28 protein-coding genes are annotated in these 25,926 nt (G+C 54.3%); 14 read left to right on the top strand and 14 right to left on the bottom strand.

All coding sequences use genetic code 11. The features are described 5' to 3' along the window. Window positions 1–3 precede the first annotated feature (3 nt). Together JXQ78_RS03790 and JXQ78_RS03785 are read left to right on the top strand one after the other, a co-directional pair. Entirely contained in the window at window positions 4–705 is a 702-nt protein-coding gene (locus tag JXQ78_RS03790; protein ID WP_330632149.1) for a helix-turn-helix domain-containing protein, read from the top strand. Window positions 706–813: 108 nt separating this feature from the next. Then, a complete protein-coding gene (locus tag JXQ78_RS03785; protein ID WP_330632148.1) occupies window positions 814–1,530 on the top strand; it encodes an aspartate/glutamate racemase family protein in 717 nt (238 codons plus the stop codon). A gap of 200 nt (window positions 1,531–1,730) precedes the next feature. Here JXQ78_RS03785 and JXQ78_RS03780 read toward each other — a convergent pair whose 3' ends face one another. Then, window positions 1,731–2,159: a hypothetical protein gene (locus JXQ78_RS03780; RefSeq protein ID WP_330632147.1), complete on the bottom strand. Its 429-nt coding sequence runs from the start codon at window positions 2,157–2,159 to the stop codon at window positions 1,731–1,733. Window positions 2,160–2,402: 243 nt separating this feature from the next. On the opposite strand from JXQ78_RS03780, the gene JXQ78_RS03775 reads away from it, so the two are divergent. From JXQ78_RS03775 to JXQ78_RS03765, 3 genes are all read left to right on the top strand, one after another. Continuing rightward, window positions 2,403–2,750 carry a helix-turn-helix domain-containing protein gene (locus JXQ78_RS03775; protein ID WP_330632146.1) on the top strand — a complete coding sequence of 116 codons (348 nt, stop codon included), beginning with the start codon at window positions 2,403–2,405 and terminating at the stop codon, window positions 2,748–2,750. 4 nt (window positions 2,751–2,754) lie between these two features. Then, complete coding sequence (locus JXQ78_RS03770; protein ID WP_330632145.1) at window positions 2,755–3,069, top strand: hypothetical protein; 315 nt, start codon at window positions 2,755–2,757, stop codon at window positions 3,067–3,069. Window positions 3,070–3,147: 78 nt separating this feature from the next. Next, the gene (locus tag JXQ78_RS03765) at window positions 3,148–3,450 is read left to right on the top strand and encodes a DUF7521 family protein (RefSeq protein WP_330632144.1); all 303 of its coding nucleotides are present in this window, start codon (window positions 3,148–3,150) and stop codon (window positions 3,448–3,450) included. Between the two features lie 203 nt (window positions 3,451–3,653). Here the strand turns inward: JXQ78_RS03765 and JXQ78_RS03760 are convergent, their stop codons facing one another. The 5 genes from JXQ78_RS03760 to JXQ78_RS03740 all read right to left on the bottom strand — a co-directional run bounded on the left by JXQ78_RS03760 (window position 3,654) and on the right by JXQ78_RS03740 (window position 9,821). Continuing rightward, complete coding sequence (locus tag JXQ78_RS03760) at window positions 3,654–4,112, bottom strand: SRPBCC family protein (RefSeq protein WP_330632143.1); 459 nt, start codon at window positions 4,110–4,112, stop codon at window positions 3,654–3,656. A gap of 427 nt (window positions 4,113–4,539) precedes the next feature. After that, window positions 4,540–7,263 carry a hypothetical protein gene (locus JXQ78_RS03755; protein ID WP_330632142.1) on the bottom strand — a complete coding sequence of 908 codons (2,724 nt, stop codon included), beginning with the start codon at window positions 7,261–7,263 and terminating at the stop codon, window positions 4,540–4,542. A 341-nt stretch (window positions 7,264–7,604) separates the two neighbouring features. Then, on the bottom strand, window positions 7,605–8,432 hold the full coding sequence (locus JXQ78_RS03750) for a hypothetical protein (RefSeq protein WP_330632141.1): 828 nt from the start codon (window positions 8,430–8,432) through the stop codon (window positions 7,605–7,607). 432 nt (window positions 8,433–8,864) lie between these two features. Then, entirely contained in the window at window positions 8,865–9,092 is a 228-nt protein-coding gene (locus JXQ78_RS03745) for a hypothetical protein (RefSeq protein WP_330632140.1), read from the bottom strand. 204 nt (window positions 9,093–9,296) lie between these two features. Continuing rightward, window positions 9,297–9,821, bottom strand: a complete 525-nt coding sequence (locus JXQ78_RS03740; protein ID WP_330632139.1) for a hypothetical protein — start codon at window positions 9,819–9,821, stop codon at window positions 9,297–9,299. Window positions 9,822–10,382: 561 nt separating this feature from the next. Here JXQ78_RS03740 and JXQ78_RS03735 point away from each other — a divergent pair. Continuing rightward, entirely contained in the window at window positions 10,383–10,781 is a 399-nt protein-coding gene (locus JXQ78_RS03735; protein WP_330632138.1) for a DoxX family protein, read from the top strand. Between the two features lie 2 nt (window positions 10,782–10,783). Here JXQ78_RS03735 and JXQ78_RS19010 read toward each other — a convergent pair whose 3' ends face one another. Beyond that, complete coding sequence (locus tag JXQ78_RS19010; protein ID WP_407934032.1) at window positions 10,784–11,083, bottom strand: hypothetical protein; 300 nt, start codon at window positions 11,081–11,083, stop codon at window positions 10,784–10,786. A 163-nt stretch (window positions 11,084–11,246) separates the two neighbouring features. On the opposite strand from JXQ78_RS19010, the gene JXQ78_RS03725 reads away from it, so the two are divergent. Beyond that, a complete protein-coding gene (locus JXQ78_RS03725) occupies window positions 11,247–11,630 on the top strand; it encodes a hypothetical protein (protein ID WP_330632137.1) in 384 nt (127 codons plus the stop codon). 22 nt (window positions 11,631–11,652) lie between these two features. Here JXQ78_RS03725 and JXQ78_RS03720 read toward each other — a convergent pair whose 3' ends face one another. Beyond that, window positions 11,653–12,627 carry a hypothetical protein gene (locus tag JXQ78_RS03720; RefSeq protein ID WP_330632136.1) on the bottom strand — a complete coding sequence of 325 codons (975 nt, stop codon included), beginning with the start codon at window positions 12,625–12,627 and terminating at the stop codon, window positions 11,653–11,655. 435 nt (window positions 12,628–13,062) lie between these two features. Beyond that, window positions 13,063–13,752: a bacterio-opsin activator domain-containing protein gene (locus JXQ78_RS19175; protein WP_456237573.1), complete on the bottom strand. Its 690-nt coding sequence runs from the start codon at window positions 13,750–13,752 to the stop codon at window positions 13,063–13,065. A gap of 163 nt (window positions 13,753–13,915) precedes the next feature. Here JXQ78_RS19175 and cofC point away from each other — a divergent pair, with 163 nt between their 5' ends. Continuing rightward, the gene (gene cofC, locus JXQ78_RS03705) at window positions 13,916–14,515 is read left to right on the top strand and encodes a 2-phospho-L-lactate guanylyltransferase (protein ID WP_330632135.1); all 600 of its coding nucleotides are present in this window, start codon (window positions 13,916–13,918) and stop codon (window positions 14,513–14,515) included. A gap of 240 nt (window positions 14,516–14,755) precedes the next feature. Continuing rightward, window positions 14,756–15,829, top strand: a complete 1,074-nt coding sequence (gene cofG / locus JXQ78_RS03700; protein WP_330632848.1) for a 7,8-didemethyl-8-hydroxy-5-deazariboflavin synthase subunit CofG — start codon at window positions 14,756–14,758, stop codon at window positions 15,827–15,829. Here cofG and JXQ78_RS03695 read toward each other — a convergent pair. Further along, window positions 15,821–17,236 carry a DnaJ domain-containing protein gene (locus JXQ78_RS03695; protein ID WP_330632134.1) on the bottom strand — a complete coding sequence of 472 codons (1,416 nt, stop codon included), beginning with the start codon at window positions 17,234–17,236 and terminating at the stop codon, window positions 15,821–15,823. The genes cofG and JXQ78_RS03695 overlap by 9 nt on opposite strands. Before the next feature lie 61 nt (window positions 17,237–17,297). After that, window positions 17,298–18,896, bottom strand: a complete 1,599-nt coding sequence (locus JXQ78_RS03690) for an Hsp70 family protein (RefSeq protein WP_330632133.1) — start codon at window positions 18,894–18,896, stop codon at window positions 17,298–17,300. Between the two features lie 193 nt (window positions 18,897–19,089). Here JXQ78_RS03690 and JXQ78_RS03685 point away from each other — a divergent pair, with 193 nt between their 5' ends. Together JXQ78_RS03685 and JXQ78_RS03680 are read left to right on the top strand one after the other, a co-directional pair. Beyond that, entirely contained in the window at window positions 19,090–20,109 is a 1,020-nt protein-coding gene (locus JXQ78_RS03685) for a phosphoribosylaminoimidazolesuccinocarboxamide synthase (RefSeq protein WP_330632132.1), read from the top strand. Between the two features lie 156 nt (window positions 20,110–20,265). Beyond that, entirely contained in the window at window positions 20,266–21,072 is an 807-nt protein-coding gene (locus JXQ78_RS03680; RefSeq protein WP_330632131.1) for a M14 family metallopeptidase, read from the top strand. Between the two features lie 43 nt (window positions 21,073–21,115). On the opposite strand, the gene JXQ78_RS03675 is transcribed toward JXQ78_RS03680, so the two are convergent. Then, window positions 21,116–21,616 (bottom strand): hypothetical protein, encoded by a 501-nt coding sequence (locus tag JXQ78_RS03675; protein WP_330632130.1) that lies wholly within the window; start codon window positions 21,614–21,616, stop codon window positions 21,116–21,118. A gap of 237 nt (window positions 21,617–21,853) precedes the next feature. On the opposite strand from JXQ78_RS03675, the gene JXQ78_RS03670 reads away from it, so the two are divergent. Further along, entirely contained in the window at window positions 21,854–22,780 is a 927-nt protein-coding gene (locus JXQ78_RS03670; RefSeq protein WP_330632129.1) for a helix-turn-helix domain-containing protein, read from the top strand. Window positions 22,781–22,816: 36 nt separating this feature from the next. Here JXQ78_RS03670 and JXQ78_RS03665 read toward each other — a convergent pair whose 3' ends face one another. Continuing rightward, window positions 22,817–23,515 carry a phenylalanine--tRNA ligase beta subunit-related protein gene (locus JXQ78_RS03665; protein WP_330632128.1) on the bottom strand — a complete coding sequence of 233 codons (699 nt, stop codon included), beginning with the start codon at window positions 23,513–23,515 and terminating at the stop codon, window positions 22,817–22,819. A 369-nt stretch (window positions 23,516–23,884) separates the two neighbouring features. Here JXQ78_RS03665 and purS point away from each other — a divergent pair, with 369 nt between their 5' ends. Beyond that, window positions 23,885–24,136: a phosphoribosylformylglycinamidine synthase subunit PurS gene (purS, locus tag JXQ78_RS03660; protein WP_330632127.1), complete on the top strand. Its 252-nt coding sequence runs from the start codon at window positions 23,885–23,887 to the stop codon at window positions 24,134–24,136. Further along, a complete protein-coding gene (gene purQ, locus JXQ78_RS03655) occupies window positions 24,133–24,831 on the top strand; it encodes a phosphoribosylformylglycinamidine synthase I (protein ID WP_330632126.1) in 699 nt (232 codons plus the stop codon). The genes purS and purQ overlap by 4 nt, the downstream gene beginning before the upstream one ends. Here the strand turns inward: purQ and JXQ78_RS03650 are convergent. Beyond that, window positions 24,821–25,891: an archaeosine biosynthesis radical SAM protein RaSEA gene (locus JXQ78_RS03650; RefSeq protein WP_330632125.1), complete on the bottom strand. Its 1,071-nt coding sequence runs from the start codon at window positions 25,889–25,891 to the stop codon at window positions 24,821–24,823. The two genes, purQ and JXQ78_RS03650, sit on opposite strands and share 11 nt — an antisense overlap. Window positions 25,892–25,926: the final 35 nt, after the last annotated feature.

Raw genomic sequence — 25,926 nt, 5'->3', positions numbered from 1 at the left:
AGAATGACCGGCGACCGAGAACTGCTACAGGTGACACTGGACGTGTGGCATCCAGACTGTTGGGGAATCATTTCGACGAACGAGGTGGGGAGTAGTCTCGTCGGCCATGGCGTCGCTGTTACCGGCTCCTCTGCGTACGAGCGGTGTACGATCCATGGTGAATCACCGGAGCACATCGCACAGGCGATCGAGGTCGCAAAAGACGTGCAGTTCATCGAGACGATCGAACGACTTGCGGACAGCACCTGCACACCAGTTTCCCGATCGAGCATTGGCCACGCCACCCAGGACGTGTTCATCGAATACGACGCAGCCGATGGAATGGGAGCGGCGTTTTTCGAGCGTGGATTCGTACTTGATGGCACGTATCGGATCGATGGCGGGCTCGAAACCTGGGAATTGCTCGTGTACGCTCCCCGTCGCCGGTTCCAGCGAACGCTTGCCGAAATTGGGCGCGATCGCGACGCTGAGATCACAGTTCGTCGTCTTTCACCGGTCGAGACGACCACTCAGACACAGTCATCCCCAGCAACGGAGCTCACCGCCTGTCAGCGCGAGGCGTTCGAGTTGGCACGAAGCAGGGGGTATTATGCGTGGCCACGGGACGTTTCCGTCAAAGCGCTCGCGGCCGATCTCGACGTTTCGAAGGCCACGTTTCTCGAACATCTCCGGAAAGCAGAAGCGAAGCTGCTTGGCTCCGAGTGAGTTTCTGTCCTGCTCCCTTCTATGGCAGGCTGTTACTGATGGGCCATCTCTGCTTGCCACGAGTGTGGGTCACCCTGCTTCGAGATCCACACAAACGAGTGAAATCACATGTCTGACACAGACGATATCCAGACCGTCGGCGTGCTCGGCGGCATGAGCAGCGAATCGACCGTTACCTACTACCGCCAGATCAATGCGGGTATCAACAACGAACTGGGTGGTCATGGGGCTGGTGAGGTGCTGATCCGGAGCGTCAATTTCGCGACCATCGAGCGGTTCATTCGCACCGAGCAGTTCGATCGCGCTGGCGAGTATCTCGGCGAGGCAGCACAGGCACTCGAACGCGGCGGTGCGGCATTCATCGTCATGGCGACGAATACGATGCACAGGGTTGCAAGCGCCATCGATTCAGCGATCTCGATTCCGTTCGTGCATATCGTCGATGTGGCGGCGGATGCAATCTGTGCGGCAGACATTGGAACGGTCGGGATATTGGGCACAACAACGACGATGGAACAGCCGTTTTATCGCGATCGGTTTGCTGAGCACGGCATCGATGTCGTCGTTCCGGAGCCATCGGAGCGAGCAGAAATCAACAGGATCATTTTTGAGGAGTTGACGAAAGGCGTCGTTAGCGAAGCCTCTCGTGAGCGATATCTGGACGCTGTGGATGCGATGGAAGCAATGGGCGCAGAGGGAGTCGTACTCGGCTGTACAGAGATTGAGATGCTTATTGAACAGGCTGATCGACCTGCTATGCCGTTGTTCGACACGACGGCGCTTCACGTCGAACGAGCAGTTGAGATGAGTCTGGATGGTCAGTAAGTTCGCTTGGAGCTTCTAAGGCGGGAGAGCAAAGCGACGTTTCGATCCGGGAGCGCTGTACAGATTCGTCAATTCCGGTACTTTCAGGGATTGGGAATGCTGCGACAGAAATTGTCCGAATGTGTCGTGAATAATCGCAAACTACGCCCACAATCTCATTGTACGGCCCTTCTAGACGAGTTCTATCATTTTCGGCTAGGTCATCGCCACACGTTGGGGAATGTCTCGTGGGTCTCGAATGCAATTGCACCCAGCAGGAGGCCGCTGAAGTAAATAGGGAAAAAGTAGATCAATCCATAGAACCGATTGAGCGAGGCGAACGTCAGGAAGCCACCGAAACAGATGGCGATGGCGCACAAAATAGTGAAAATACCCCGGATCCAATAGTATCGTCGTGCCAGGACGATACTACCCGGAAGCGTTCCGATGATCAGCAACAAGCCACCAGCTGCAAGGACCCAGACGAATTGAGCTACCGTTTGCATAAAGCGATCCAACCAGCTGATACCGGATGTGTACTGAATGCCCGGTGTAAGTATGGACATGATTCCCCAGTACATCATGACGAGGCCGATCCCGCAGATGATCCCACAGACAGCGAACGTATGGTTCCGGTAGTGGTTAATCATGATGCAGTCTCCTGTGTGATCGCTTCGATGGCTCCAATTCGTTTGTCGTTCGAATTGTGTCTTCTCGATTCATTGCGTCACTACGTCGATAGCTCCAGTGCGGACAAAAGATGCGGCGAGTGGTTTCGCAGTCTGAAACTGCTTCCAGTGGTTTTTATCAGTGCTCTTCGTCATTCGGCTGTGACGTGTTTCCGTGACGAGGAAGCCCCCACAATCGATAGTCAGACAACGAGCGATCAGTAGATGACCACCGATGATGATCTCAGCGAGATCGCGTCCTTGCTCGATGATCGGTATGCCCGCGAGATCCTTGCGGCGACCAGCACTGAACCCATGTCCGCAAAGTCGCTGAAAGACCGCTGTGACGCATCGTTGCCGACGGTGTATCGCAAAATTGAGCAGCTACAGGCACTCGATCTGCTTACTGACCACCAGCAGGTCGCTTCCGACGGCAACCATTACAAGCTGTTCGAATCCAGGCTCGATCGAGTGGCCATCGATCTCACAGACGGCACCTACAGCGTCGAAATCATACGAACAACGCACGAACCGGCCGATCGGTTCTCCGATCTCGTCGAGGATCTCAGATAGCACGATGAAAATTCAATACACTACAATTGATTCGCTCGTCGCCGCTGGCATCGAACTGTTGATTGTTACCAGTTTTGTCCTCGCCTGTGTCCTTTCGCTCGTGATCGCGATCAAGGGAATTCGTGCGTATCGAGAATCACGTGATCGTGGAATTGCCTGGCTCACGGCTGGCATCGTGTTGCTGGGGGGTGGTGCGCTCGGAGTGAGTTTCTCGCTTGCTTCGCTGGGGACCATCCCTCACTGGATCGTCATAACGGGTGCAAATCTGGTTCGGCTGGCCGGTGTCGTGATCATCATTGTGACAATTTATGAGCTATAAAATCAATGGACACGAATATGGATCGAGATGGCCGTACTGCCCCACCGAGAACGTACAGCCCTTGTGCAGAGTCGGCCAATGACTGAGTCGGTTCTTCCATCCATGACTGAGACACTGCTCGTCAGGCTCATCGTTCTCGGGCTTATCAGCGCAGGCGGTCTCGTCATAGGGTGGCAGGGATATCGTGGATTTCGACGCAACGACAATCAGACGTTGCTGTGGCTGAGCGTTGGAATATTGCTGTTGACGACCGTTCCGATCGGTGGAGCTGGGCTTCTTCGAATCACGGATGTTGTCACACAACAGTCCGTGAATCTCATCGTGCTGGTGTTAATCAACAGCGGACTGATCGTAATTCTCTATGCGTTCACGCGGGGCTAGCCACCACCTCTTTTCGGGAGGGGTTGCCCGAGCCCCCCCGACCGGAAAAGCGTTGATGAAAAAAGGCCGCTCGCTGCGCTCGTAGTTGTCATCCTTAGTGGTGGAAGGCTGGCACTTGTACTGTTAAAGCATCTGATGACTATAATATTTCTATTCTTTTCCAAAAATTAAATCAGGAATATATAGATGGGTTCTACCGATGTTCACCATTTGTCAGATTCAGCAACTTGCCGAAGATGATTATTGCGTACTGTTAATAGACGTCTTAGATATCGCTCAAGGTATAGACGGTCAACGATAGTGCCCAGCACTCCAAATGGAGACGAGAATTGGAATACATCGACCATCTGAGTTCCAGTACTCACCGGCACAAAGTAGTGGTCATGAATCTGCTCAGCAAATGGTCCATCTACCATCTTATCACGGAAGAAATAGGGATACTCAAAACTCGTGATTTTAACAGTCAATGTGAATGGAATTCCAAAGTGGCGAGCACGCCATGTGACTCTATCACCGGATGAAAGGAGGCCACTCGTTACGCCATCAACTGCTGTTTCGTTCGTTCTACTCATTGATTCTGTATGAATGTCAACATTCCGGGCAAGATCAAAAGCGCGATCAGTTGGGGCGTTAATAGTAGTTGTTAAATGAATTGTTTGCACTGTTTACTGGAAATAGTTACTAGTATATAGAACTGGATCTGTTGCGAGAAATCGTCAAATAGCTCATCCACGCGTACTCTTTACTGAACTTCATCTGGTGTCCAAAAGTGTTGAAGAGTGATTACTCGCCGGCTGTGAGATCTGGGTCGCCACCGAACACTCTTCGGCCTCAATCGCGGCTATCAGCTCGCGGTAGTCCTCTCGATCGGTGTTCGTCCCACTCTGCTTATCAATGAGGTTCTCGATGTCGGCTGGCTCAACACCAGGGGGGTCGGTGGCGTACCCGTTCTACATCACTTTTGAGCAGTCTGTTCAGAAACGGTTGGTTTCCTTTAAGGAACCATCCACAGAACAGTCGAAGAACGATGGGCCGATAGTACACCACATCGATTGCTAGCGGTTTGTAGTCGTGGGACCAGTGTAAGAGCTAGTGCTCATCATGATCCAGAATGTGAGCAACAACTTGCCGTTCGAGCGCTGGAATATCCGCAGGGGGCTCATCAGTTATGGAGACATCGACTGAGTCGGCGGATTCACCGTTTAGAGATGCGTACAGGATACTGATAGAAGGAGTAAGGACCGACGGTTCGATACAGCTCAGGATCTCCTCGACCGCTTGAGAATCGTCACCGTTCATCCGAGTAAGGGCTGCCAGCATGACTCCAGCACCAAAAACTACCTCTGTGGACGCGGACCCAGTGAGGTGGTCGTCACGGTTTATCCACACTTGTTCAAAGAGATCTCGCGATAGGTCACTTTGGTCGTCACAGATTGCTGTCAGCCCATGACGATACCGCGACCGGCTGTCCGTCTCTGTTAGAAGAGCATGGATGCCCTCAAACCAGCGTCGATCGCTGGAATTGGCTGAATGGACCTTTAGCGCATGCTCACAGTAGTCTAATGCCATAGAATTGTTGTTCCAGACTCGATGAACGTGAATTAATCCACTAAGAGTAGATAATTTCGACCTGTGACCGCTTTCATCCTGAAACAACTGCAAAGCCTGCTTGTAGTGCCTCTTCGCCTCTTCAAGTTCATCCAATTCATCAATCAAGAGATTTCCATAGCGACAGTGATATACACCATACTCCGGGGCGAGAGCCAATGTCTGCTTGTAGTGCTGCTTCGCCTTTTCTGGCATATCTAATTTTTCCTCCAAGAGCTTCGCGTAGTTGTAATGGACCACGGATGATTCCGAATTGATAGCCAATGCCCTTTCGTAGTGCTCTTTGGCCTCCTCTACCGTGCTGTCCTCCTCTGACAGAAGCTTCGCGTAGTTGTAATGGGCCATGGATGATTCCGAATTGATAGCTAATGCCTCCTCGTAGTGCTCTTTGGCCCTCTCTGAGGCGTCCAACGCTTCCGATAGCAACGTTTCCGATAGAATATTTGCATAGGTGATGTGAGCGCTAGCACATTCTGGTTCTAGTGTTAGTGCCCACTCACAGTGCTGTTCAAGCACTTGAGGATCCCAGATTACCGATCTATTGAAGAGATACCTTACGTAGAGCTCATGTAGCCGGTGCCCAATACCCTCTGTGTCCGGGAGAAACCTCTCCACCGTCTCAAAGAGAAACGTTGAGTACTCCCTGAGATGCTCATTCACTGACTCATCGATTGCTTTAATTTGTACGTCATGGATCGTGTATTTCGTCCTCTCTGCTGTCTCAGCTTGCGGCACAAACCACTGGTCTCGACACAACTCTTCAAGAGACGACTCAAACATCAGTTCATCCCGGTCTAACACGTGCGCGTGGATTCCTTGGAGGAGCGAGTGGTAAGACAACTGAGAGTGGCCGACTTCAGCAAGGAGTTTCACTGCCCAGAGGATGAATCGTCGTTCATCGTTCGCAGCCTTGATGGCCTCGTACTGCTCCTGCCAGATGGTGAGTGCATCCTCGGGCAGCCTCTCGATATCCTTCATTGTTACCTGCATCCCGTTGACGGTCTCCACGACGGAAGTGATGTACAGCGGTGAGGGATCAGTCTTCTTGGCCTTCTCGACGAACGCGGTTCGAACCCTCTCGGGCACAACAACCCCTTCTTTCGCTACCACCCGATCGAACAACGTCCCAATCGAATCCTCCGTTAAATCACCCAACTCGACGATCTCGAATCCTGACCACAACGGCGAGTCTGCCCGCTCGATATTCCCAGGAAGTAAATTCACCCATTTGGATTGAGCCGCTGCGATCACGTGCAGCTCATGCTCCGGACTGAGGAATTCCTCGAGTTCGAAGACAGCCTTTCGGAACACGGTGTTTCCCGTCTCAGGACTTATCGCATGGATATCGTCCCAGACGAGCAGTACATCACCCTGAAATGATTCACTCCGGAGGGGCTGGAGGTCGGTAACAGTATGGAGGACAGCTTTCGGGCGGATGATGTGCTCGATTGTTTGATCCGCAGTGGCAACGAACTCGGCCAGCGCTCGCGACTTTCCCGACCCACCAGGGCCAAGAACCAACAGGCGCTGGACATCGCGGTTGTCGTCCAGTTCAGGCCTGGAAACGAATTCAAGCGCTTGCGGATCGATCATCTGACTTGCCTGGCGGCGACCGGCTGCATTCCCGTGGTACAGCTCATACAATCGGGGATGGGAGAGGCGGTCGTGCATCTCTGCCAGGCGGTCCTGGAGCGCATCGATGGCTGCCAGTTCCTCGATGTTCGCCTCGGCGACGAACTGCTGGTCCAATCCGGCGTCGACGAGGCGCTCACCGAACGAACCAACGGCTTCTTTGTAGGCTTCGGTAACGGCACGCTTGAGAGCCTGTTCCAGTTGGGGATTTGTCTCCAGGTCATATCTACAGACGGTTCCGATCTCCTGTGCCACTCGGTTGATGGCCTCTTGTTCGCTCGTAAACACCAGTCGATCGGCCTCATCGTCCGCCCCAGCCGAGAGCTCAAGACGCTCAATGACGGTTTCCCAGTGGTCTCCAATATCCGCCAAATCGTCTAGCTCGTGCGCTGTAGTGCACTCCTCGATCGCGGTGCGAAGGCTGTTGTGAAACTCCGTCTCAATCGCATCGATCTCCGCGTGAAAATCTGCCTTTCGACACACTGCCTGGAATTGCTGATACCGTTTCTTCCCCTGATTCAGTAGCCCCGCCGCAAGCAGGTTCGTCCCCAAACCGGTCGTTATCGGGTCCATATATGAATACAAAGATAATACCGCCACGTCGACTTATGATTTCATACAGAAAACCTATGACTAGTCTAATAGATCTGAATCTGTATGGCAGATGCTATAGAGTAACTCCGTGTGCCTGGGTTACTGTCATCCCCCAGACTCAGTAGTACCACCACTCACGATCGTCGTGAGCTAGAATCTAGATGGTCGTTATTCGACCAGCAATAGCTAGCAATATCCAGCGTACGACTACTGAAAGGAAGGACGTTTGCTCACACCTGCTGCTACTCCTCCACCGACCGTCATTCGTGCTGAAGTGTGTTCCCTGTATAGATTCCTATCGGAGGGCGGTTGCTCACACCTTAGCTCCCCCTCCCGGGAGTCACGCTCACAACGTTCGTGAGGACGCGATCAACAGCATCCGCAGTGAGCTGTTCAGCGGTTTTGAGGCGTCTCGCAAGCCAGTCGTCGAATATCACGGCTTTTCCTTGGCCGGTGTGGACGACCTCCGTTCGATCGCCACCGAGGCGATCAAGGAACGACATCACTCGGGCGACCGTCTGGTCGTGGGCCGATCCATACGCTTGTTTGAGCTCCTGTTTGATCGTCGTTGAATCCAGGCGCTTTCCTTTCGGCACTGTCGTGGCCAGTCCGCCGATCTCCATGGCGATCGACCGCGCTCGTCGCTGGTTGGCCGTCAGCTTCGCTTTATGAATTATTTCCTCCGGCAATCGAACGATTTGCTCCAGCGGAGTTCGTTGTTCGCGGCCATCGAGCGTTTCGACCTTCCGCGCGACGGCTTCCGTGTGTGCCTCTGACGCTTCCGTCTGGCGAGCGTTCTCCGTTATGTCCTGTCTGATTTCGGCCTTGTCCCGTTCGTTTGTCTCGCGGTAGTCCGTCTGCTCCCGTTTGAGCGCTTCAACTGTGTCCTCCAGTTCCGCAATTTTCGCTTTGTTCTGGTGTAACGCGGTTGTTTGGCTGTTAATCGTCGATTGCTGTGTCTCAATTTTTGTCTGTTGCGTATCGACTTGTGATTGCAGAGCGTCGATCTGTGCATCCTTGCGGGAGATACATTCCTCTATCTCAGCTTTCCATGCTCGAAGTGACTCTGGGAGAAAGCCGTCACCATCGCTGCCATCAGTAGAATTATCTATGCTCCGTCCGTCGCTGTTGTTGGGTTTGAAGTTCATTTTCAATCCAACCCATCCTCGGTCGTGCTAGTACACGTCTGGGGAAAACCGGGCAACCGGTTTTGTCCCAGTCGGATGTGTATACTTACCACATCGAAATACCACTATTAGTATGTGATGGAATTCCGATAGAAGTGTTAAGAGAGCTTACAGTCGTTCTGGTTGGAAACTGTGAGTATGCTTGTGCTGGAGCCTTCGGGCGATCTGTGGATTTCCGGGACGATCATTCGTTCATCGAATAGTCATTTACCACAGACCCCCCGGGGTTCGGGGGCTATTGGGGGTCTGTGGTCACACTGCCCAACCTTTTTTAATCTCGGGTTGCCTTCGGCAACCGCTCGATCAAAAAACGTTGATGAAAAAAGGCCGCTCGCTCCGCTCGCGGTGGGTAATTCTAGCCACACGCGATTTCAAAAAATTCCTCCGTAGAGGTTAGCCGTCGTGCGCTGGAGAGACCAACAGCTGGAGGATTACGGGAAGTTCTTCAGTTGATCGTGCGTCGGAGAACTTCACGACCCCATCTAGCAAACAGCTCGCGGCAGACACAGCTTCATCCTGCGTCTGCGCCCGTGCAGGATCCTCCGGCCGATCAGGAGAAAACGCCAACAACGTCAGCGTCCAACCTTTTTTCGACTCGGGTTCGCTTCGCTCACCACTCATCCCTGGCGAGCCGGTCGCTCACTCCGTTCGCGCGCGAGAACGAAAAAACGTTGATGAAAAAAGGCCGCGTCACCCACCTTTTTTAATCTCGGGTTGCCTTCGGCAACCGCTCGATCAAAAAATCTGGACCAAAAAAGGCCGCTCGCTGCGCTCGCGGTGGGGAGTCCTAGCCACAAGCGATTTCGAAAAATTCCTCCGTAGAGGTTAGCCGTCGTGCGCTGGAGAGACCAACAACTGGAGGATTACGGGAAGTTCCTCGGTCGATCGAGCTTCACAGAACGGAACAACAGCCTCTAGCAAACAATTCGCAGCAGACACAGCCTCGTCCTGCGTCTGCGCTCGTGCCGGATCCTCCGGACGATCGGGAGAAAACGCCAACAACGTCACGTCTCCGCTCCGTTGTTCATGCGCACGCAACCGAGCATCATTCTCGAACCAGGCGGTGTAGATCGTCTCGCCCTGTGAGCAAAAGCGAGTGATCCGATCGAGCGACGGAAGCTCATCCGGACCACCGCCCGAGCGCTCGCTCAGATCAGCAATCGCGAGCACTTCCTCCACCTGACGACAATGCGTACATTCCGTTGACTGACAGGGCCGACACCAGCAACTCTCGGCGATATCCACGACATGGTGCAACTCAGCAGAGGAAAGCTCCCCGCGATCCTCGATCCCCTCCAGCGTGCTGATCTGACCGTCCACAGTCCGAAAGCTGAACTGTGGGAGACTCACGAGCCAACCCTCCACGACGGACAGCCCGTAGCATGCGCCCGTGGACGAGCCACTGGTTGGCCACAGCGAGTACAGCGTGTGCTAGTCATTGACGATACGACAGGATTACAATACCGCGGTGTTATTCCCTTCATGGGTCTCTGATCCGCAGGGAACCCCAGCGTCGGGTGCTGCTACACCCGGCGCGATTTGATACACGCGCAACCAACGATCGGGGCTGGCGTTCCCTACTCTTGTTGGCAACCGCTTGGTTTATAAAATTTCGTATGTGTAGACATTCTGGGTTGATCTGTGGTGGATGCTGATACTCGGCACAACAGCCACAACATCCGAATTGTAGGACCTGGGCGCGTATCATCCCAATTCATACTGCTTGTATATCATATTCACAGAACACTAACTCTGAAGTGTTCAGCCACCTCCACGCACACATTCTGCTGTACTCACACTGAACAATATATGGGTCGTCGATGAACGGGTAGCCGTGATGGAACTCCCGGTTCACCTCCCAACGAACTGCTCGCCCGTACTCAGCACCGACGCCGGCGTCGAGGTGGTTCAATGGCGTTTCTGACCGGTCTCAACGCGATCGCCTTTCTGCTCGGACGGTTGCTCTTCGGTGGCACACTGGCCTACCTCGCACTCGACAACCTGCTCAATATGGAGGAGTCGATCGCGTATGCAGAAAGCAAGGGCGCACCACTGGCCTCGATCACCGTGCCGGCAACCAGCGGACTCGTCGTCCTCGGCAGCCTGTTTCTAATCCTTGGGATCGCCCCCCTGATAGGATCGATCTTCATCCTTGTGTTTTTACTCCCCGTGACGCCGATCATGCACGACTTCCGAGGCGATGCTGACGAAAGCCAGCTAATCCACTTCATGAAAAACGCCGGCCTGGTTGGTGGTGCGCTCGTCTTCGCCAGCCTTGCCGATTTCATCTGGCCCTACGCGCTCGGGTGAGTTCACACCTGTCCGGTCGGACGAATGAGCATCTCGTTCACATCCACGTGTGCGGGCTGTGTGACGGCGTAGTTGATTGCGCGCGCGGTGTCCCCCGGATCGACCGCTATGCCGGTCAACGCCTCTGTCTTTTCACAGTCGAAGTTCACGTCCTGTACAGTTGTACCGTCGTTGAGGATGTCCGTAATCCGGCGATCAACCTCGCTGCCAATCTTGCCATATTCCGAACTCCGCCCGTTCTGGAGCATGCGTGTGCAGTCGTCTGTAGGACAGCGCTTGATCAATCCACTGCCGCGCTCCACCTGGCTATTCTGTTGGTGCTGTGATAGGTGTTACTTCTTCTTGCAGTGTCGATTGATAAGACAGGCATCTCTCTGGTGTCATTCTGGGTACGCTGTCTGTCTGATTTATTCCCATTAACATGACAAGATAGTCATTTATGCATCGATCTATTAAATGCATATAATGGAAAACAATACGGAGAATGAAAAAGGCAAAATTCGTTGGCAACAGTTGCGACAACCATCTTTGAAACTGTCATTTGCGGTGCTCATAACATGGGCGTTCTATGTTGATCTGTGGAACGGAGTCCTACCTGATCTTCCCGGACCGCTGATAACTGCCACATCGATAGGAATTGGCGTTATTATTGGGGCATTCACAGTTCACGCAGAGGGCGGCGTGCGGGGCAAACGCCTGGGTTCCTGGTACGGCATCGCTTTTCTCATCGCTGTCACGATTGCCGTTTTAGTCCCACCAATTGATATTCCAGTCATTGTTGAAATTGGACTATTGGCCTCATTTTGGGGTTCTGCTGTGGGACATTTTGTCCTGCTGACCAGAAGGTAATCTCCAGAGTCTATTCCTTACATTAACATATGATTATTCCATCGCACGCTCTACACGGACAACAGGTGAATCCAAGCTGATTTTCCTCTATGATCGTTGCCACACAGGCCGCACATGCTTTCGTTAACCAGCCACTGGTGGCTACACAGGATCCACAAGCAACGATTTCGAGAGCATATACATTTGCCAGGTCATTCATACACTCACCATCGGGAACTCCACAGGGAGCACACGCGGTTATCGGGTTGAAAAACGCAGAAGAACATTCACAGCCTTGAGCAGTTATCTCTCTTTCCGTTGCTATTGGGAGGGTTACGGAGTTTGAGTTCGTATTGACATTCGTACGGCCATTTGTCCCAATATGGGTGTAATCAGTCACAACCGGGGCAGTATCGATTGAGTCTATGCTTACACCATTCTCACGAAGGGCTTGTTCTATTTCATCTGGAGTAGCAGTGTAGTCCACCTGGTAGGTAGTAACATAGCCGTACGGGTCGATCTCCTCCGCAGTGTTCCAAATTATTGAACCAGTTTTCGATACATCACCATCGTCAGAGAGTCTAAGAGAACTACTACCGTTGGTACTGAACGGAATCCTAACAAATCTCAATTCACGGTCTTGGTAGGTGGTTTTGTACCCAACTACTGAGTTGCTGTCTGGTTTAAGGCCACGAGACACATGTTCTCGCTGGATCGCTTGTACGCGTGTATCAGATCGTGCTTCTTTAACGAGCTGTTGCTTTTCAGTCTTTGTTAGCTCCGATATCTCTTTTTCGGGATCTGCTGAAATGGTTTCTGCAGCAGAGATACTCCCAATTGAAGCACCGGTAAGGAGGCTTGCAACCACACCCGTCATGAACGACCGTCGGCTTCCCATCCGGGACACTTGGGCAGTTTCCCATGCCTCATAACAGCCGCCACCGTCATCAACCGCATTACTCAGTTCCTCCTGGTATGAATCGACCTCATTTGCTTTCGATTCCTTTATCATATCCACAGAAAATATTATAGACTCATATTATAAAACAATATCTACTATTTTATAATTAATTAACTAAAAATAAAGAATGAATGATATCTATGGTACGATTTTGGGCTACGCGCACATCAATGAAGCGGTGATTACCATGTGTGCGTCAGCTGGGTACTCGGGAAGTCGTCATCGCGGTCAGCGAACGCTGGCCGATCTCGAACGCTGCTGGCTCCATATGAGAGCTCTTTCTTGGGAGCTATTAGGTGCTCACGATAGATATCGTGGGACATACATCACTGATCAAATGTCGTGCCTCGTCCTATTAGCTTCGAGAGCCACTATTGCTGATGGACTGATGTCGGTTACGGATTTTCGTCATGCTCAATTCCTCGCGAAACATAGACTGTTAAGATAGATTTCAATATCAATTGTTCCATTAGAAATCCCCAGAGCCGACTTCTAAAAGGTCCGCGAGGATCTCGATTTAACCGGGGATATAGGTGCGGAATGGACCAAGAGATATTGCCATCTGCGAGGGATGACCTTGAGAGCTTGACAGACGAAACTGCCTGATTTTGAGTTCGTTCGCAAGCTCCTCGGTCGACAGTTGCCGTGGGGAATCGTAATACCCCCAGTCAACGCGAGCGAAAGCGCCCGGTACTGCCGGTCAGTGAGCCCAAATCGGGCGCGTTCGCTGGGATTCTCAGGATCGGAAGCGATGTTCAACAGTTCGAGGGGGATGTCATACACGTCACACCGATCACGAAACGTACTGAACGCATCGTAGTTCGAGAACACTTTCAGTTCCCGGAGCCCATCAGGCGTCACCGCGGCCTCAATCAATGCCCCTTCGAACTCGGACGGATCGTGCGAATCGAACAGGGCTGATTGGCCATTGACCGTTACTTGATAAAACAGTCTGTCAGCAGTCCTCCCAATTCGTGTGCTGTCGTTGACTGCCGGCTGTGAGTCAACCGCTTGCTCGAAAGCGGATTGTGCGTCCGCGTCGACGGTGATGGTGAACAGATACTGCCTGTCCTTGAGTCGTACCGTGTTGGCGATTTCAATCTCTGGACTCGGAATCGCTTGGGCGAGTCCAACCAGGGGAAAGGACCGATCGGCGAGCAGAATCTCGACTACAATTGCCATTGTGAGTGAATAGTCTCGAGTGAAAAAACCAGCTGTGGAACGGCTGTCTGCAACCACAATCGAATGCGAGTTCGCACACAGCCACAGATTCGCGCACCTTTTTTCACCAGGAGACACGACAGCCCCATAGAGCCCGCCACTCACGGTGGGAACGTCTCCATCCATGACCCAAATTCTGGTTCCGTTCCGATCCTCCGACCCAAAAACCCGCCTCGCGCCGGTGCTTGCGCCGTCGGAACGAACGGCGCTCGCTACGTGCCTGCGCCGAGATGTCTGTCGCACCATTCGCGACGCCGGCTATGAACCCACATTGCTCTCGACCGAACCAACCGACGCTGATCCAGAGATCGTTGACGATCGGGGACTCTCTGCGGCAGTGAATGCACATCTGGAACCACCAACCGCCGTCATCATGGCCGATCTCGGGCTCGCAACACCGGACGCAATCACGAGACTGCTCGAAACGCCCGGTGACGTGGTCATTGCTCCCGGTCGCGGCGGCGGAACGAACGCGATCGTCATCAGAGACGACGCGTTTACCGTAGACTACCACGGCGGCTCGCTGCTTGACCATCGGCGCAACTGCGACACACTCGATCTGTCGCTGTCTGTCATAGACTCCTACCGACTCGCAACCGATATCGATACGCCTGCGGATCTCCCGGAACTGCTCATGCATGCCACCAACGAATCAGCAACCTGGCTCTCCGACCGATTCACGCTCGATACGAGCACAAGTCGAGTCGAACTCCGACGGCAGTGAGAGCGCTCGAAACAGCTTACCACCCCAAGGACTATACTATGCCATAACATACCACATCATGCGGGGGTCGGACACGGTGCGCAATCACCGTGTGCGAATGGCCAGACGCGGCTCCCGATCACAGATGGCGCTGTGACCGTGGCTGGTCGCAGATCGGGAGTGACAGCTTTTTTTTATTGGCATGTGGAATCGAAGAGCGTGTCATCCCAGGCCACAGAGACCCACGACCAGAGCAGAACGCTGCCCGACTGGCTCTCGATCGATTCGAACGCGATCGAAGCACTCTGTTCGGTGACGCCGGGCGACGTTACACCGGCCACTGAACTGACGTTCGCGCGCAACGTTTTCGTGCCGTTGACGACGGCGTGTCGCTACACCTGCACGTACTGTACGTACTACGATCCACCTGGCCAGGCCTCGTTGCTCACTCCAGAGGAGATCAGATCGATCGTCCGGACAGGGGCGAAAACTGGATGTACCGAAGCGCTGTTCACCTTCGGCGACGATCCGGACGACCGATACACGGAAATCCACGAGCAGCTCAGTGAATGGGGATTCGAGACGATCCACGACTATCTTCGCCACGGCTGTGAAATCGCACTGGAGGAGGGACTGCTTCCGCATGCAAATCCCGGCGACCAAACGCGCGCACAGATGGAAACCGTTGCGGACGTGAACGCGAGCATGGGCGTGATGCTAGAAACGACCGCAGACGTACAGGCCCACGGTGGCCCGCGAGCGAAATCACCAGCACAACGACTGCAAACCCTCCGAACGGCTGGCGAGCTTGGCGTCCCGTTCACCACCGGAATCCTGATTGGAATCGGTGAAACCTGGCACGACCGTGCCGAGAGTCTGCTCGCAATCGCCGAGCTTTCCGAACGATATGGACACATCCAGGAGGTGCTCGTCCAACCGGTCGTACAGAACGAACGGTGGCGGGGCGACCCAGTCTCGATTGAGACACTCAGACGGGCAGTGGCGATGGCCAGGGTGGCCCTCCCAGAAACGGTGAGTGTCCAGGTCCCACCGAATCTCGCCCCAGTTAGATCGCTGCTCGATTGTGGTGTCGACGATCTCGGTGGCGTCTCACCGGTTACCGATGATCACATCAATCCCGAACACGCCTGGCCAGCGATCGAAGAGCTCCAGTCGATCGCCGACCACGGCGACGCAGTTCTCACCGAACGGCTTCCGGTGTACGACCACTACGTCACAGAAGACTGGCTCTCCGATCGGATTGAATCGGCAATCGAGGCCGATACGTCCGACGGCCGGCGATTTCGATCGATACTCAAGGATGGATCACTGTAGGTGAAACACTGGCTCAAGCTGGCGGCGGAGGATGTACAGCCCGGTGAGCACTGACGGAAGCATGAACAGTGTGAGCAACAGTCCATTCTGTGTGATCAGAATCGAAGAGACACCGACCGGGATCCGAATTGAGGAGATGCCGGCGATCACCATCCAGACCGAGACGACGAACGGTCCAGTGACGAGCGCGTTCCAGGCTCCTGGTCGAATCTGATAGCCATTGGTGTACCGATCGGTCCACGGTGCAGCGGTCAACTGCGTACACATCGCGTACACTGACCAGCACAGTGAGATGCCCACGAGCAGTCCGACACAGAGATTCAACAACATTCCCACATAAACTCCCCAGAGCGTCAGGTGGTCGAACCACGGCGCACTCCCCGTTAGCGCCCAGCTCGAAAGCATTCCTGGCGTATCGAACCCCCAGACCGTGAATCCTGCGATGAACAGACAGATCAGGGGGAGAAACTGGACCGTCCGCGCGATGAATCGAATGCACTGATCGAGACCGATCGGATACGAGGCGGTGATTGATGGGCGAATCACCCGTGAGATGGCCACCGCCACGACGATCGGAAGCAAAACTACAGCAGTAAAGGCAAGGCCTCCAGTCGGAGCTCCCCGGGTGAACGCGATTCCGATCAGAGAGAGCCCAAGCCCATTAATGACCGGAATTGGCCAGAGACGAGGGGTTCCAGATGGATCGAACGATTGCCGATTCGACGGTTCGTAGTACGGCGTCGAAAACAGCAGATCGTAGCTGGCGTAGCTGACGAGCAGGCCAATAACAACGATCAAGAACCCAATCCACGGCCGTTGATGTGGATCAATGCCCAGATAGTTCGCGCTGATGGTGCCACCGAGGATAAACAGCGTCGTGGCGATCAGCCGAATACCTGTAGGTGTCACCAGCGCGGCGCTAATGCGTTGCTTGCTTGGCGTGAGACGGCGTGGACAGCGAACTGCCGCCAGAAACCGTCCAACACCGCGGGAAGTGGTTGTGACACCAGTGACAATTTCGTCTGTAAGCCCGTTGGGTGTCGGCATCCAGGCGCGCTGTGGCGGAGTCCGGGTTTCGGTCGGCTCCGCCCGCTCGGTCCGGTCAGTCCACCGCGTGCGATACGTTCGCTCGTGATCCGTGCTTGTCCCTTCAGATGGGGTTGTGCCATCGTAGGCTCGCTTATCAGTCGATGAAAAACCGCCGGCGTCGTGATCGTAACGCGCTCGCTGTTGTGGATCCGTCAGAACGTCCCGGGCGGTCTGAACGCGGATGAACTCATCTTCTGCGGTTGGCGAGTCGTTTCGATCCGGATGCACGTCTTTCACGCGCTCGCGATACGCTGCTTCGATCTCTGCTTCGGACGCGTCGGGATCAACCCCGAGCACGTCGTAGTACTCCTGGCTCATGGTCCCGATTCAAGCAGTTCGATTGGCGTGCGTTGCATCAAAGTCCTCACATCAGCTACGGTCATCGTCTGACGGGTGGCCGATCGCGTTTCATCCGTTCAATTGTCGATTCGTCGTGGCTAAAGAGTGAGACAGCGTCGATCTGTGTGTGCTGGTCTGTAGCCTGGCTGGTTGCTGTCGCCGAGACGACGCCGTCGGAGCTACACTCAAGTGTCAGTTCGATCGCCGGCTCGCCTGCTGGCTGGGGTGGCAGAGGGCCGATCCTGAACGCATCGAGGAGACCACTGGGTGCGCGCCTCTCGGCTGACTCTGTCGCTGACGTTCGCCGGCTGTCACCATCTGTGCTTCGGTGATGCGTACCCTTTTCGTGCCGGGTTTCGGAGGTGTCCGTCTCGATTGTCGGTGGGCGGTGTGTTGTCTTCTGTGAGAAATCATAGTACACCGGCACAATGATCGATTCCTGTCTGTTCGTGCGGGTAGTGACGATGGTTGTGGTTCGTGCGGGAACGGCTGCGTTGTTTGGAATCCACTCCCGACGGTCGCGTGGTTCCGAGTGAACACAGATCGAGTGTGGGACGACATCGATAACGACACCAGGTTCACTCGCACCGTGATCGATGTTACGAATCCAGGCTCCCCGGTGTGCAGCCCCCGTCGCGGTGATCGCATCAGCTGTGACAATCGTTGCTGACTGGCCGAACGACCGTTCTATGGCCTCGGGGATGAACGAAAGCTGTGCAGTTTGTCCCACGATCAGCAGGTGATCGATCGATGCTTTCGGGATGTCACTGGCCTCAAGCAATGACTCACAGGCACCAATCGTCCGCTCAACGATCGGCTGTGCCTGTCGTTCGAACTGCGTCCGATGGAGCAACTGCTCGATGTCGTACTCGTTGCCTCTGTGGGTGATTGTCGTCGAAATCTCGGTCGAACGGTGTGTGGCCAGCGCGTGTTTTGCCGCTTGTGCGGTCTGAAACAGCTGCTGAAGGGCCACCGGATCGTCTCCTATCACCACGTCGTGGCGTTGTTCGAGGTGGATCTCGAGCCATTCGACGATTGCCGCGTCGAACGCATCGCTGCCAATCCGTGCGTCACCCCCCGTTGTACAAACATCGAACAGTCCGTCCGTCCGATCGATAACCGCTGCGTCGAAAGTTCCACCGCCAAGATCGTAGACGAACAGCCGGCCGTCGATATCTGTCTGTGCACAGTAGCCGATTGCCGTTGCCGTCGGGTCGTCGATAATACGATCAACCGAAATGTCTGCCACGGCTCCGGCCGTTCGCAATGCTCGGCGCTGTGTGGCAGTGTACGTGGCGGGAACTGTCAGCACAGCTCGATCGATCGAGCTGGGTCGCTCTATTGGTGCTCCATCGCAGAGTGCCCTGAGCACGCTCGCCGTCAGCTCGACCGGCGAGACCGGGGACAACTCGCCGGGAAGATTGATTCGAGCGTTCGTCCCAAGCCGTCGGTTGAACCCCGTCACGGTTTGAGCAGGGGCCTCCGTCATCCGGTCAAGAGCGCTCGAACCGACAACGACTGTATCGTCAAAAACGGAGACGACCGTTGGAACGGTGACTGTATGCACGGACCCAGCATGGAAGACGGCAAGTGAACTACTCGAACTGCCGACATCGATGCCAACGGGTAACGACTCCATCGATCTGGGTGGCCCTTCTGAACGCACAGGGCCAGTACGATCACTGGAAGGTTCGCCAGGGCGATAAATTGTTTGGCTACCATACGTGCCAGATCGGTATGCAATTCGTCACAGATTGCTGTGTGTGCCATCGACAGTCGGGGGCAGAACTCACGATAGAAATCGATTAGTGCGCCCCGGGGTAGAATGCTGTATGACGAGCGTCAAGGAATTCCAGGTCGAGAAGGCACCCACTCCGGACCGTCTCGGCCAGGGTCGTTTTCTCTTTACCGATGACTACTCGGTGTTCGATTGGGGGAAGATGCCGGATGCGATACCGGAGAAAGGAGCAAGTCTCTGTTCGATGGGGGCTGCAAACTTCGAGTTGCTCGAAGACAACGGCATTGCGACACACTACGGCGGCGTGATCGATAAGGGTGAGACCACAACCCTCGAAGAGGTTACGCTGCCACCTCAGGAGATGGTGATCGATCTCACGCGTGTTCCAGAACTCCCGCATGAGGGACGTACCTACGATTACGATGCGTTCCACGCGGCCGCTGGCGAGAACTATCTCGTCCCACTCGAGATTGTCTTTCGAAACACGGTACCCGTTGGCTCGAGCCTGCGCGATCGCCGATCGCCGGAGGATATCGGCCTCGACATCGATTCGTGGCCAGATGAGCCGGTCGATCTGCCAGAGCCCGTGATCGAATTCACCACGAAATACGAAAACTCCGATCGGCTTCTCGATCGCGACCAGGCCGACCGCATCGCCGGTAAGGCTGGGGTAGACGAACTCGAAAAACTGGCACGATCGGTCAACGAATGCATCACCGAACGCGCAGCGTCGGCTGGATTCGACCATCAGGACGGAAAGATCGAGTGTCTCTACTTCGATGGCGAACTGCGTGTCGCAGACGTTGTCGGCACATTTGACGAGAACCGATTCGCTTACAATGGCCAGCAACTCTCCAAAGAGGTACTCAGACAGTTCCACAAGCGAACGCAGCCCGAGTGGGTTTCGGCCGTCTCTGCGGCCAAAGACACGGCAAAAGAAGAGGATATTGCCGACTGGCGCTCACTCTGTGATGTTGAGCCCGAACCGCTCGATAGATCGGTCATCGAAACGATGTCAGATCTTTACACTGCCGGCGCAAACGCGTACGTTTCGCGGGATCTCTTCGATACGCCGTCTATCGATGCAGCCATCGAAGCCGTCTCAGAATTGTAGCGACTCCACGATGTCTACGGGCTGAGCTACTCTTGGGAGAGCTACAGCCATCGATTGGTATGTAGTGGATAATCTATCGGTAGTAAAGACAGTATTTCACACATGTATATATAGTGCTCCAAAGATTTATTTGGAAGTTGGACGAACTACATATTTGTGCCTGGGGAACAAAAGCATCGACGAGGATTTTTGTCAGCTCTAGCAACGATCGGAACAGGATACGCCACAGTGGGTTCGGCGGCGGCGAGTAGTTCGGTGTGTGCACGCAAATCGGCTGACGATTCGAAGGCTGTCCAGCAGAATCAGGTTGGTCCGGTTGACGAATCCGTCCCGCAGATGACCGAACGCCACAGTCATATTCAGGGACCGACTGCGCTCATCGTCGGCGGGATACATGGCGATGAGCGTGCCGGAATCGTTGCAGCCCATGAAATTTCGGAATGGAACCCAGATTACGGCAGAATTATTGTCATTCCGGAGGCGAATCCACAGGCGATCGAGCAAAACACACGGGTCAACGACCGAGGTGATTTGAACCGGAAATTCATATATAATAGAAAGCCGACATCAGCGCTCTCGCAATCTATCTGGTCCGCCGTCAAGAAGTTATCGCCCGACGTTCTGTTCACTCTCCAGGAATCGAGGGGAATCATGGGTAGCACCCCGTCAGGCGTCGGACAGATGGTGTTTCACGCGCCCTCGAAGAGCGCCCGTGATGGTGCTACCATGGGTGTTCGGCGCGCCAACGCCCAGATCGGCTCTCAGCGACTGAAATTTGGTATGGACACCATCAGCGGGCCAGCAGTTAAGCCGAATGGACTGCTCAGCGAAAAGGCCACCTACGAAGCAAATATTCCGTCCTTTATCGTTGAAACGTACGAAAATCTCGATATGGGTGCACGCGTGCAATTCCAGACGACAATCACTCGAGGAATCCTCGATTACTTTGATATTTTCGAGTGAGATCGCCACGGCTGCACTCGAACTGGCGATTCTCACTTAGCTTTCAGTAATCTTCTAACAGCCCAACTGCCAGGTGCGGACGCTGTATGCCAAGCCCTCTGACGGTGTATCGACGGTACGTTTCGAGCAAGCGCTCACCGTGAACTGACGGCGAAGCTGTTGGGGGCCCATCGTGGCGAGCTACCCGACTCGCCAGCGTTGTCCCGTCGGTGTCGACCGTCTCTTGGCGTACAATCCCGTCGTCACCCAGTCTGAACTGCACGATGACACCGCCCTCGAATTCGATATCGACGGTGGGGCTGGATTCATTTTCCAGCGACTGGCGCACATCGACAACGGGTGGCGGGCGCTCGATATCGGCTTCATCGGGTGCATCGTAGCAATCCGTGTGGCGACACCACGAACACATCAGTTCTGCAGTTTCGTCGGTAATCATCGCGATCTGTTGGGCCATTCGCGTACTGAATCCACGATCACAGTTCGTGCATACGTACTCCCTGTCGGGGGCCGTTCGTGGGCCCGTTTGTTTCATTGTTTTGCTCATATCTGAATTCTGACTATAGTGGCAACTATCCGTTTTGCTCACAGCTATACGATCACGGTTGGAGTCCTATCATCTGCCGGATGCAATACCTGGATGGGCGTATTTACATACTAGATCAGATAGATCCGAACTAACTTATAAACCTGCGTTTATCCAGCGTTCGTTGATCGCATCTATCTGTGGCTCCGAATATCAACTCAAAAAACTTTTTATGTCGGAACGCAGTGAAGGATAACTATGCAAGAAGAAACTGAGATCAAACTAGAAGAGAAATTGTCAGAATTACTGGCTGTATCTGATAAAAGTTACAACGAAGTTGCAAATGAGATCGGTGTGTCATCGTCCTCAATCGCCCAGTACCGCAAAGGGCAGTCTCGACCGAGCCTCGAAAATCTTGTCGCACTGGCAGACGTTTTCGACGTAACCCTCGATTTTCTGGTGTTCGGCGAAAAAGACGAACACACGAACCAGGATTACGATCCCGTCATCCGCCACGTCGATAAATCATTGGGTAATCTACAGGATCGAACGGCCGAACGAACGTCACTGCTGGCACGAGTCGGACGGACAATCTCTGAGTCACTTGATGAGCAAATTAACGATTATCTGAAAACTGATCGAACCGAGTACAACGCAGGAATAGTCTCCAATCGAGAAACTATCTGCCTTGAGGAACACAGTATCGAAACGAAGCTCGTGCTTCGAAATTTCGAATACAACCTCGCGAATGGGGATTCGGAGACACCGGGTCAGTTTTTTAATGCGGTGTCATCCAACATCAGCCAGGATAGGGAGTACAAATATCTCCTCGTGGCTGATGCTGATGAGGACTGGGAAACCTGCATCGGTGATTTCACTGACTTGCTCAGCGACCATTCTGGCGGTGAGATGACTGTAGCGCGAAACTGCAAATTCAGAATCACTGACGCACCCCTTATCGTGGGATACGGTGTCTACAACCTGGATCGTGCGGCGTTTGAAGAAAAGCACGAAATTCTCTACGAGTTTTTGATGGAGCGCAACTGTATGAATTCGGATGGTTGCGTGGGGTATGTTGCGCCACCATCGATCGAAGGTCGAGCGGACTCTCTCATGGATAATTCGTATCTCACGACTGCGGATCGGGTGTTCGACGAGCTCTGGGAGAATGCAAGAGAGCTGTAATCGGGGTGTGACGGCCGCAAAAAAGATCCTGTCTATCTACGCGATAATCAGCGCTTCGTCAACAACGTCCAGGTACTCGGCGGTCGCTTCAGGACAGGTCTTCTGGATCAGTTCAACCGTCCGCTCGCAGACAGCTCGGTTGTGCGATTCGGTCGTGTTCTCGTTGCCCACAACCATCAACAGGGCTTCGTCTGTCGATTCTGTCACCTTGAACTCGTCGGAGTCGCGGCCGATCTGCCCGGAGATCCACAGCGGATGTCGGCGCGTTCCATAGAGCAGATCTCCCGGATTTGCCGATCGGTAGCTCTCACGGAACAGCGGAATCAGCCGCTCGCCACCGGATGCCCGTTCGATGACGATGTCGCCGCCCAGCTGAGCAGTGTCGTGCATTCCGAGGCCAAGCCCGAATTCAGCCCCCACGATGTTGTAGGCGTCCACCACATTGTTGTGTCGCTTGAGTCCACGGCGTCGAACTAGATCGAACCGCATCTCGCCGTCGGGCTTGATGTCCGAATATCCCATTTCGGCGTACAGCTTGCGAGACCCATCGACGATCTGAGAGTCGAGTATTTCTTCGGGGCGTTCCTGTGCGAGCGACTCAACTGCAGCCACGTCCGAATCCAGTTCTGGTGCCTCTGAGCGCACGTCAAGACCGCTAATGACACAGCCGACCGGAGCCGTGACACCCAGCTCTCGGGCGTCCTCTCGGACGATTATCGAATTGGCGCTATCCATGTTTTTCAAACCTCGTAAGATTCTTTATTAGCGAGATAATTATATTTTTTGGTAAATTACATAACGTGTTCTCACTCCCGATATGTCCGTTGAAGATCCAAATATACCCGACATAGTCGACTTTACTGCCTGATCTAACAGTGTATCAATAGCCAGATACATACCTCCTTCATGAAAAATATTACGATATGTCGAATCCAGCACCGAAAAACGGCGATTCACTCACGACGGCGGGATGTCTCAGCTATTGTAGTGTCTTTTTGCCTTCCGTTCGCCCAGTGGTGATGGGTCTCCACAGGGTGGACACCAGGCTGTGATAGTACGTAAGGATAACAACCCCTTTTGCTGCTCGTCTCTGATCGAACGCCAATGACCGCGTACACGGCGACGGTTACCGTACGGTTGAAACACGGTGTTCTGGATCCAGAGGCGAAGACGACTCAGCGTGCGCTCGATCGCCTGGGATTCGAACTCTCTGCCCTTCGATCTGCCGATCAGTACGAAATCGACCTCGAAGCTCCATCTACTGGAAAGGCACGAGAGCAAGTGACAGAGATGGCAGATCGGTTGCTCGCGAATCCGACGATTCACGACTACGAGGTTCAGATCTCCGAACGATGATTGCTGTCGTACAGTTCGGCGGGAGCAACTGTGATCGCGACGCCGTGCAGGCCCTCGAACAACTCGGCTACACGGCAGAACGCGTCTGGCACGAGGATGGGCTGCCAGCAGACACCGACGGAATCGTCTTGCCTGGTGGGTTTTCGTACGGTGATTACCTTCGGGCAGGGGCGATGGCCGCCCAGTCTCCAATTATGGCAGACATTCGCGAGCACGAACGACGAGGGGTTCCAGTGCTGGGCGTCTGTAACGGCGCACAGATTGGGTCTGAAAGTGGCCTAACCCCCGGTGCGTTCACGACGAACGAGCGAGCACGGTTCCAGTGTGAACACGTTCATCTGCGGGTCGAAAACGCAGAGACACCCTGGACCCGACGCTTCGAACAGGGGGCAGTAATTTCACTCCCGATCGCTCATGGAGAAGGACGGTTCGAGATCACCGAAGAACGGCTTGCAACGCTTCGAGCGAACGATCGCGTTCTCTTTCGGTACTGTGATCCCAACGGAAATGTAACCGATGGGGCAAATCCAAATGGTTCGACGGACAACATTGCGGGCGTTCTCGGCGACCGAGACACGACGGCGGTGTTGATGCCCCATCCCGAGCGCGCAACACTGCCATCACGCCGCCAAGCAGGCACCGACGGACAGGGTATTTTACACGGCTTCAGTGAGAGAACGACCGTTATCGAATGAGCGGCTGGTTGTAGCTCGTTTCTCGCTTGCGGACTCCAGCGTGGATCCGTTCGCAGTCACACGACACTTCTTCGAACACCGATGGATCCTGGCGGCGGTTGAAGTCTTTGATGGCGATCTGTACGTGCTCATCACACTCACCACAGTTGTGTGGTCCTCGATCGCTGCCGTGTCCTACCGGGTCGGAGACGACGATCGCATCTGCGTCTGCAGTCGCTTCGAGCACGGTTGCGACCGACCAGAGCCACGGTGGCCGGTAGCCCCCGTCGTGGTAGATTTCTTCGACCATCGTGTAGCGCTGGACGTTTGTCGGATTCATTGAGACGGTATGGGCGTACTCGCTACACCGCTCAACCGACCGAATCATGTCGTTGATTGCCTCCTCTTCACTCAAAAATGGCGGCTTCATCAACAGATACGCCTTGATCCCGGCACCGTTTTTCACAGCGGTCTCACTGGCCGCTTCGAACGCACTGAAATCGAAATATTTGTTCACACAATCGTGACGAATCCGATCCGTGGCAGTTTCGAGTCCGATCGCAACGTCTACGGCCAGCCCACTGTGCATACAATCGGCGAGGGCGTCGTCGTCGACGAAATCCGGAAGGCTCTCGACGACGAGTCGTTCCCGATCACTGAAGGTTTCTGCGATCGCCCGCCGGGTTCGAGCAGGCACTTCTCGCTCGTCGAGAAATGACCCCGAGGTGTAGATTTTCACCAGCTCTGCTGGCGTGTCAGTTTGTTCTGCTTCGTGGTCGAGACAGGCCTCAATCTGCGTAATGAGTGCTTCATGGCTCACCGAGCCCCCATCGACGGATTCGGCCACATAGCCACACATCGTACAGCCGCCGGCTCTTGCCCACCGGCAGCCGCCAGTGTTCAGAATAATCGTCAGTGACTGGCGTACACCATCTGGGGTGTTGTCTTCATCGAGCCAGACACGCGTTGGCTCATGAGGATCGTAGGACTGTTGATTCTGTGCGCGGATGCGACGCATCACCTGGTTGTGGGCGTCCATTCCGCGACCCTGTTCGTAGACGTCGGGGTCGGGAGTGCTCATTGGCGAGTCTATCCGACTCGCGCGTAAAACGGTCG

The organism is Halocatena halophila, assembly GCA_027563145.1.
Lineage (GTDB): Archaea > Halobacteriota > Halobacteria > Halobacteriales > Haloarculaceae > Halocatena > Halocatena halophila.
Note: the sequence above shows the minus strand (reverse complement) of the source record. Positions and strands in the feature narration are given on the sequence as shown.

What these genes read in the sequence shown, in the direction of transcription:
- JXQ78_RS03790 (WP_330632149.1), top strand. Translation starts at nt 4, where the DNA reads ATGACCGGCGACCGAGAACTGCTACAGGTGACACTGGACGTGTGGCAT.
- JXQ78_RS03785 (WP_330632148.1), top strand. Translation starts at nt 814, where the DNA reads ATGTCTGACACAGACGATATCCAGACCGTCGGCGTGCTCGGCGGCATG.
- JXQ78_RS03780 (WP_330632147.1), bottom strand. Translation starts at nt 2,159, where the DNA reads ATGATTAACCACTACCGGAACCATACGTTCGCTGTCTGTGGGATCATC.
- JXQ78_RS03775 (WP_330632146.1), top strand. Translation starts at nt 2,403, where the DNA reads ATGACCACCGATGATGATCTCAGCGAGATCGCGTCCTTGCTCGATGAT.
- JXQ78_RS03770 (WP_330632145.1), top strand. Translation starts at nt 2,755, where the DNA reads ATGAAAATTCAATACACTACAATTGATTCGCTCGTCGCCGCTGGCATC.
- JXQ78_RS03765 (WP_330632144.1), top strand. Translation starts at nt 3,148, where the DNA reads ATGACTGAGTCGGTTCTTCCATCCATGACTGAGACACTGCTCGTCAGG.
- JXQ78_RS03755 (WP_330632142.1), bottom strand. Translation starts at nt 7,263, where the DNA reads ATGGACCCGATAACGACCGGTTTGGGGACGAACCTGCTTGCGGCGGGG.
- JXQ78_RS03750 (WP_330632141.1), bottom strand. Translation starts at nt 8,432, where the DNA reads ATGAACTTCAAACCCAACAACAGCGACGGACGGAGCATAGATAATTCT.
- JXQ78_RS03745 (WP_330632140.1), bottom strand. Translation starts at nt 9,092, where the DNA reads ATGAGTGGTGAGCGAAGCGAACCCGAGTCGAAAAAAGGTTGGACGCTG.
- JXQ78_RS03735 (WP_330632138.1), top strand. Translation starts at nt 10,383, where the DNA reads ATGGCGTTTCTGACCGGTCTCAACGCGATCGCCTTTCTGCTCGGACGG.
- JXQ78_RS03725 (WP_330632137.1), top strand. Translation starts at nt 11,247, where the DNA reads ATGGAAAACAATACGGAGAATGAAAAAGGCAAAATTCGTTGGCAACAG.
- JXQ78_RS19175 (WP_456237573.1), bottom strand. Translation starts at nt 13,752, where the DNA reads ATGGCAATTGTAGTCGAGATTCTGCTCGCCGATCGGTCCTTTCCCCTG.
- cofC (WP_330632135.1), top strand. Translation starts at nt 13,916, where the DNA reads ATGACCCAAATTCTGGTTCCGTTCCGATCCTCCGACCCAAAAACCCGC.
- JXQ78_RS03695 (WP_330632134.1), bottom strand. Translation starts at nt 17,236, where the DNA reads ATGAGCCAGGAGTACTACGACGTGCTCGGGGTTGATCCCGACGCGTCC.
- JXQ78_RS03690 (WP_330632133.1), bottom strand. Translation starts at nt 18,896, where the DNA reads ATGGAGTCGTTACCCGTTGGCATCGATGTCGGCAGTTCGAGTAGTTCA.
- JXQ78_RS03685 (WP_330632132.1), top strand. Translation starts at nt 19,090, where the DNA reads ATGACGAGCGTCAAGGAATTCCAGGTCGAGAAGGCACCCACTCCGGAC.
- JXQ78_RS03675 (WP_330632130.1), bottom strand. Translation starts at nt 21,616, where the DNA reads ATGAGCAAAACAATGAAACAAACGGGCCCACGAACGGCCCCCGACAGG.
- JXQ78_RS03670 (WP_330632129.1), top strand. Translation starts at nt 21,854, where the DNA reads ATGCAAGAAGAAACTGAGATCAAACTAGAAGAGAAATTGTCAGAATTA.
- JXQ78_RS03665 (WP_330632128.1), bottom strand. Translation starts at nt 23,515, where the DNA reads ATGGATAGCGCCAATTCGATAATCGTCCGAGAGGACGCCCGAGAGCTG.
- purS (WP_330632127.1), top strand. Translation starts at nt 23,885, where the DNA reads ATGACCGCGTACACGGCGACGGTTACCGTACGGTTGAAACACGGTGTT.
- purQ (WP_330632126.1), top strand. Translation starts at nt 24,133, where the DNA reads ATGATTGCTGTCGTACAGTTCGGCGGGAGCAACTGTGATCGCGACGCC.
- JXQ78_RS03650 (WP_330632125.1), bottom strand. Translation starts at nt 25,891, where the DNA reads ATGAGCACTCCCGACCCCGACGTCTACGAACAGGGTCGCGGAATGGAC.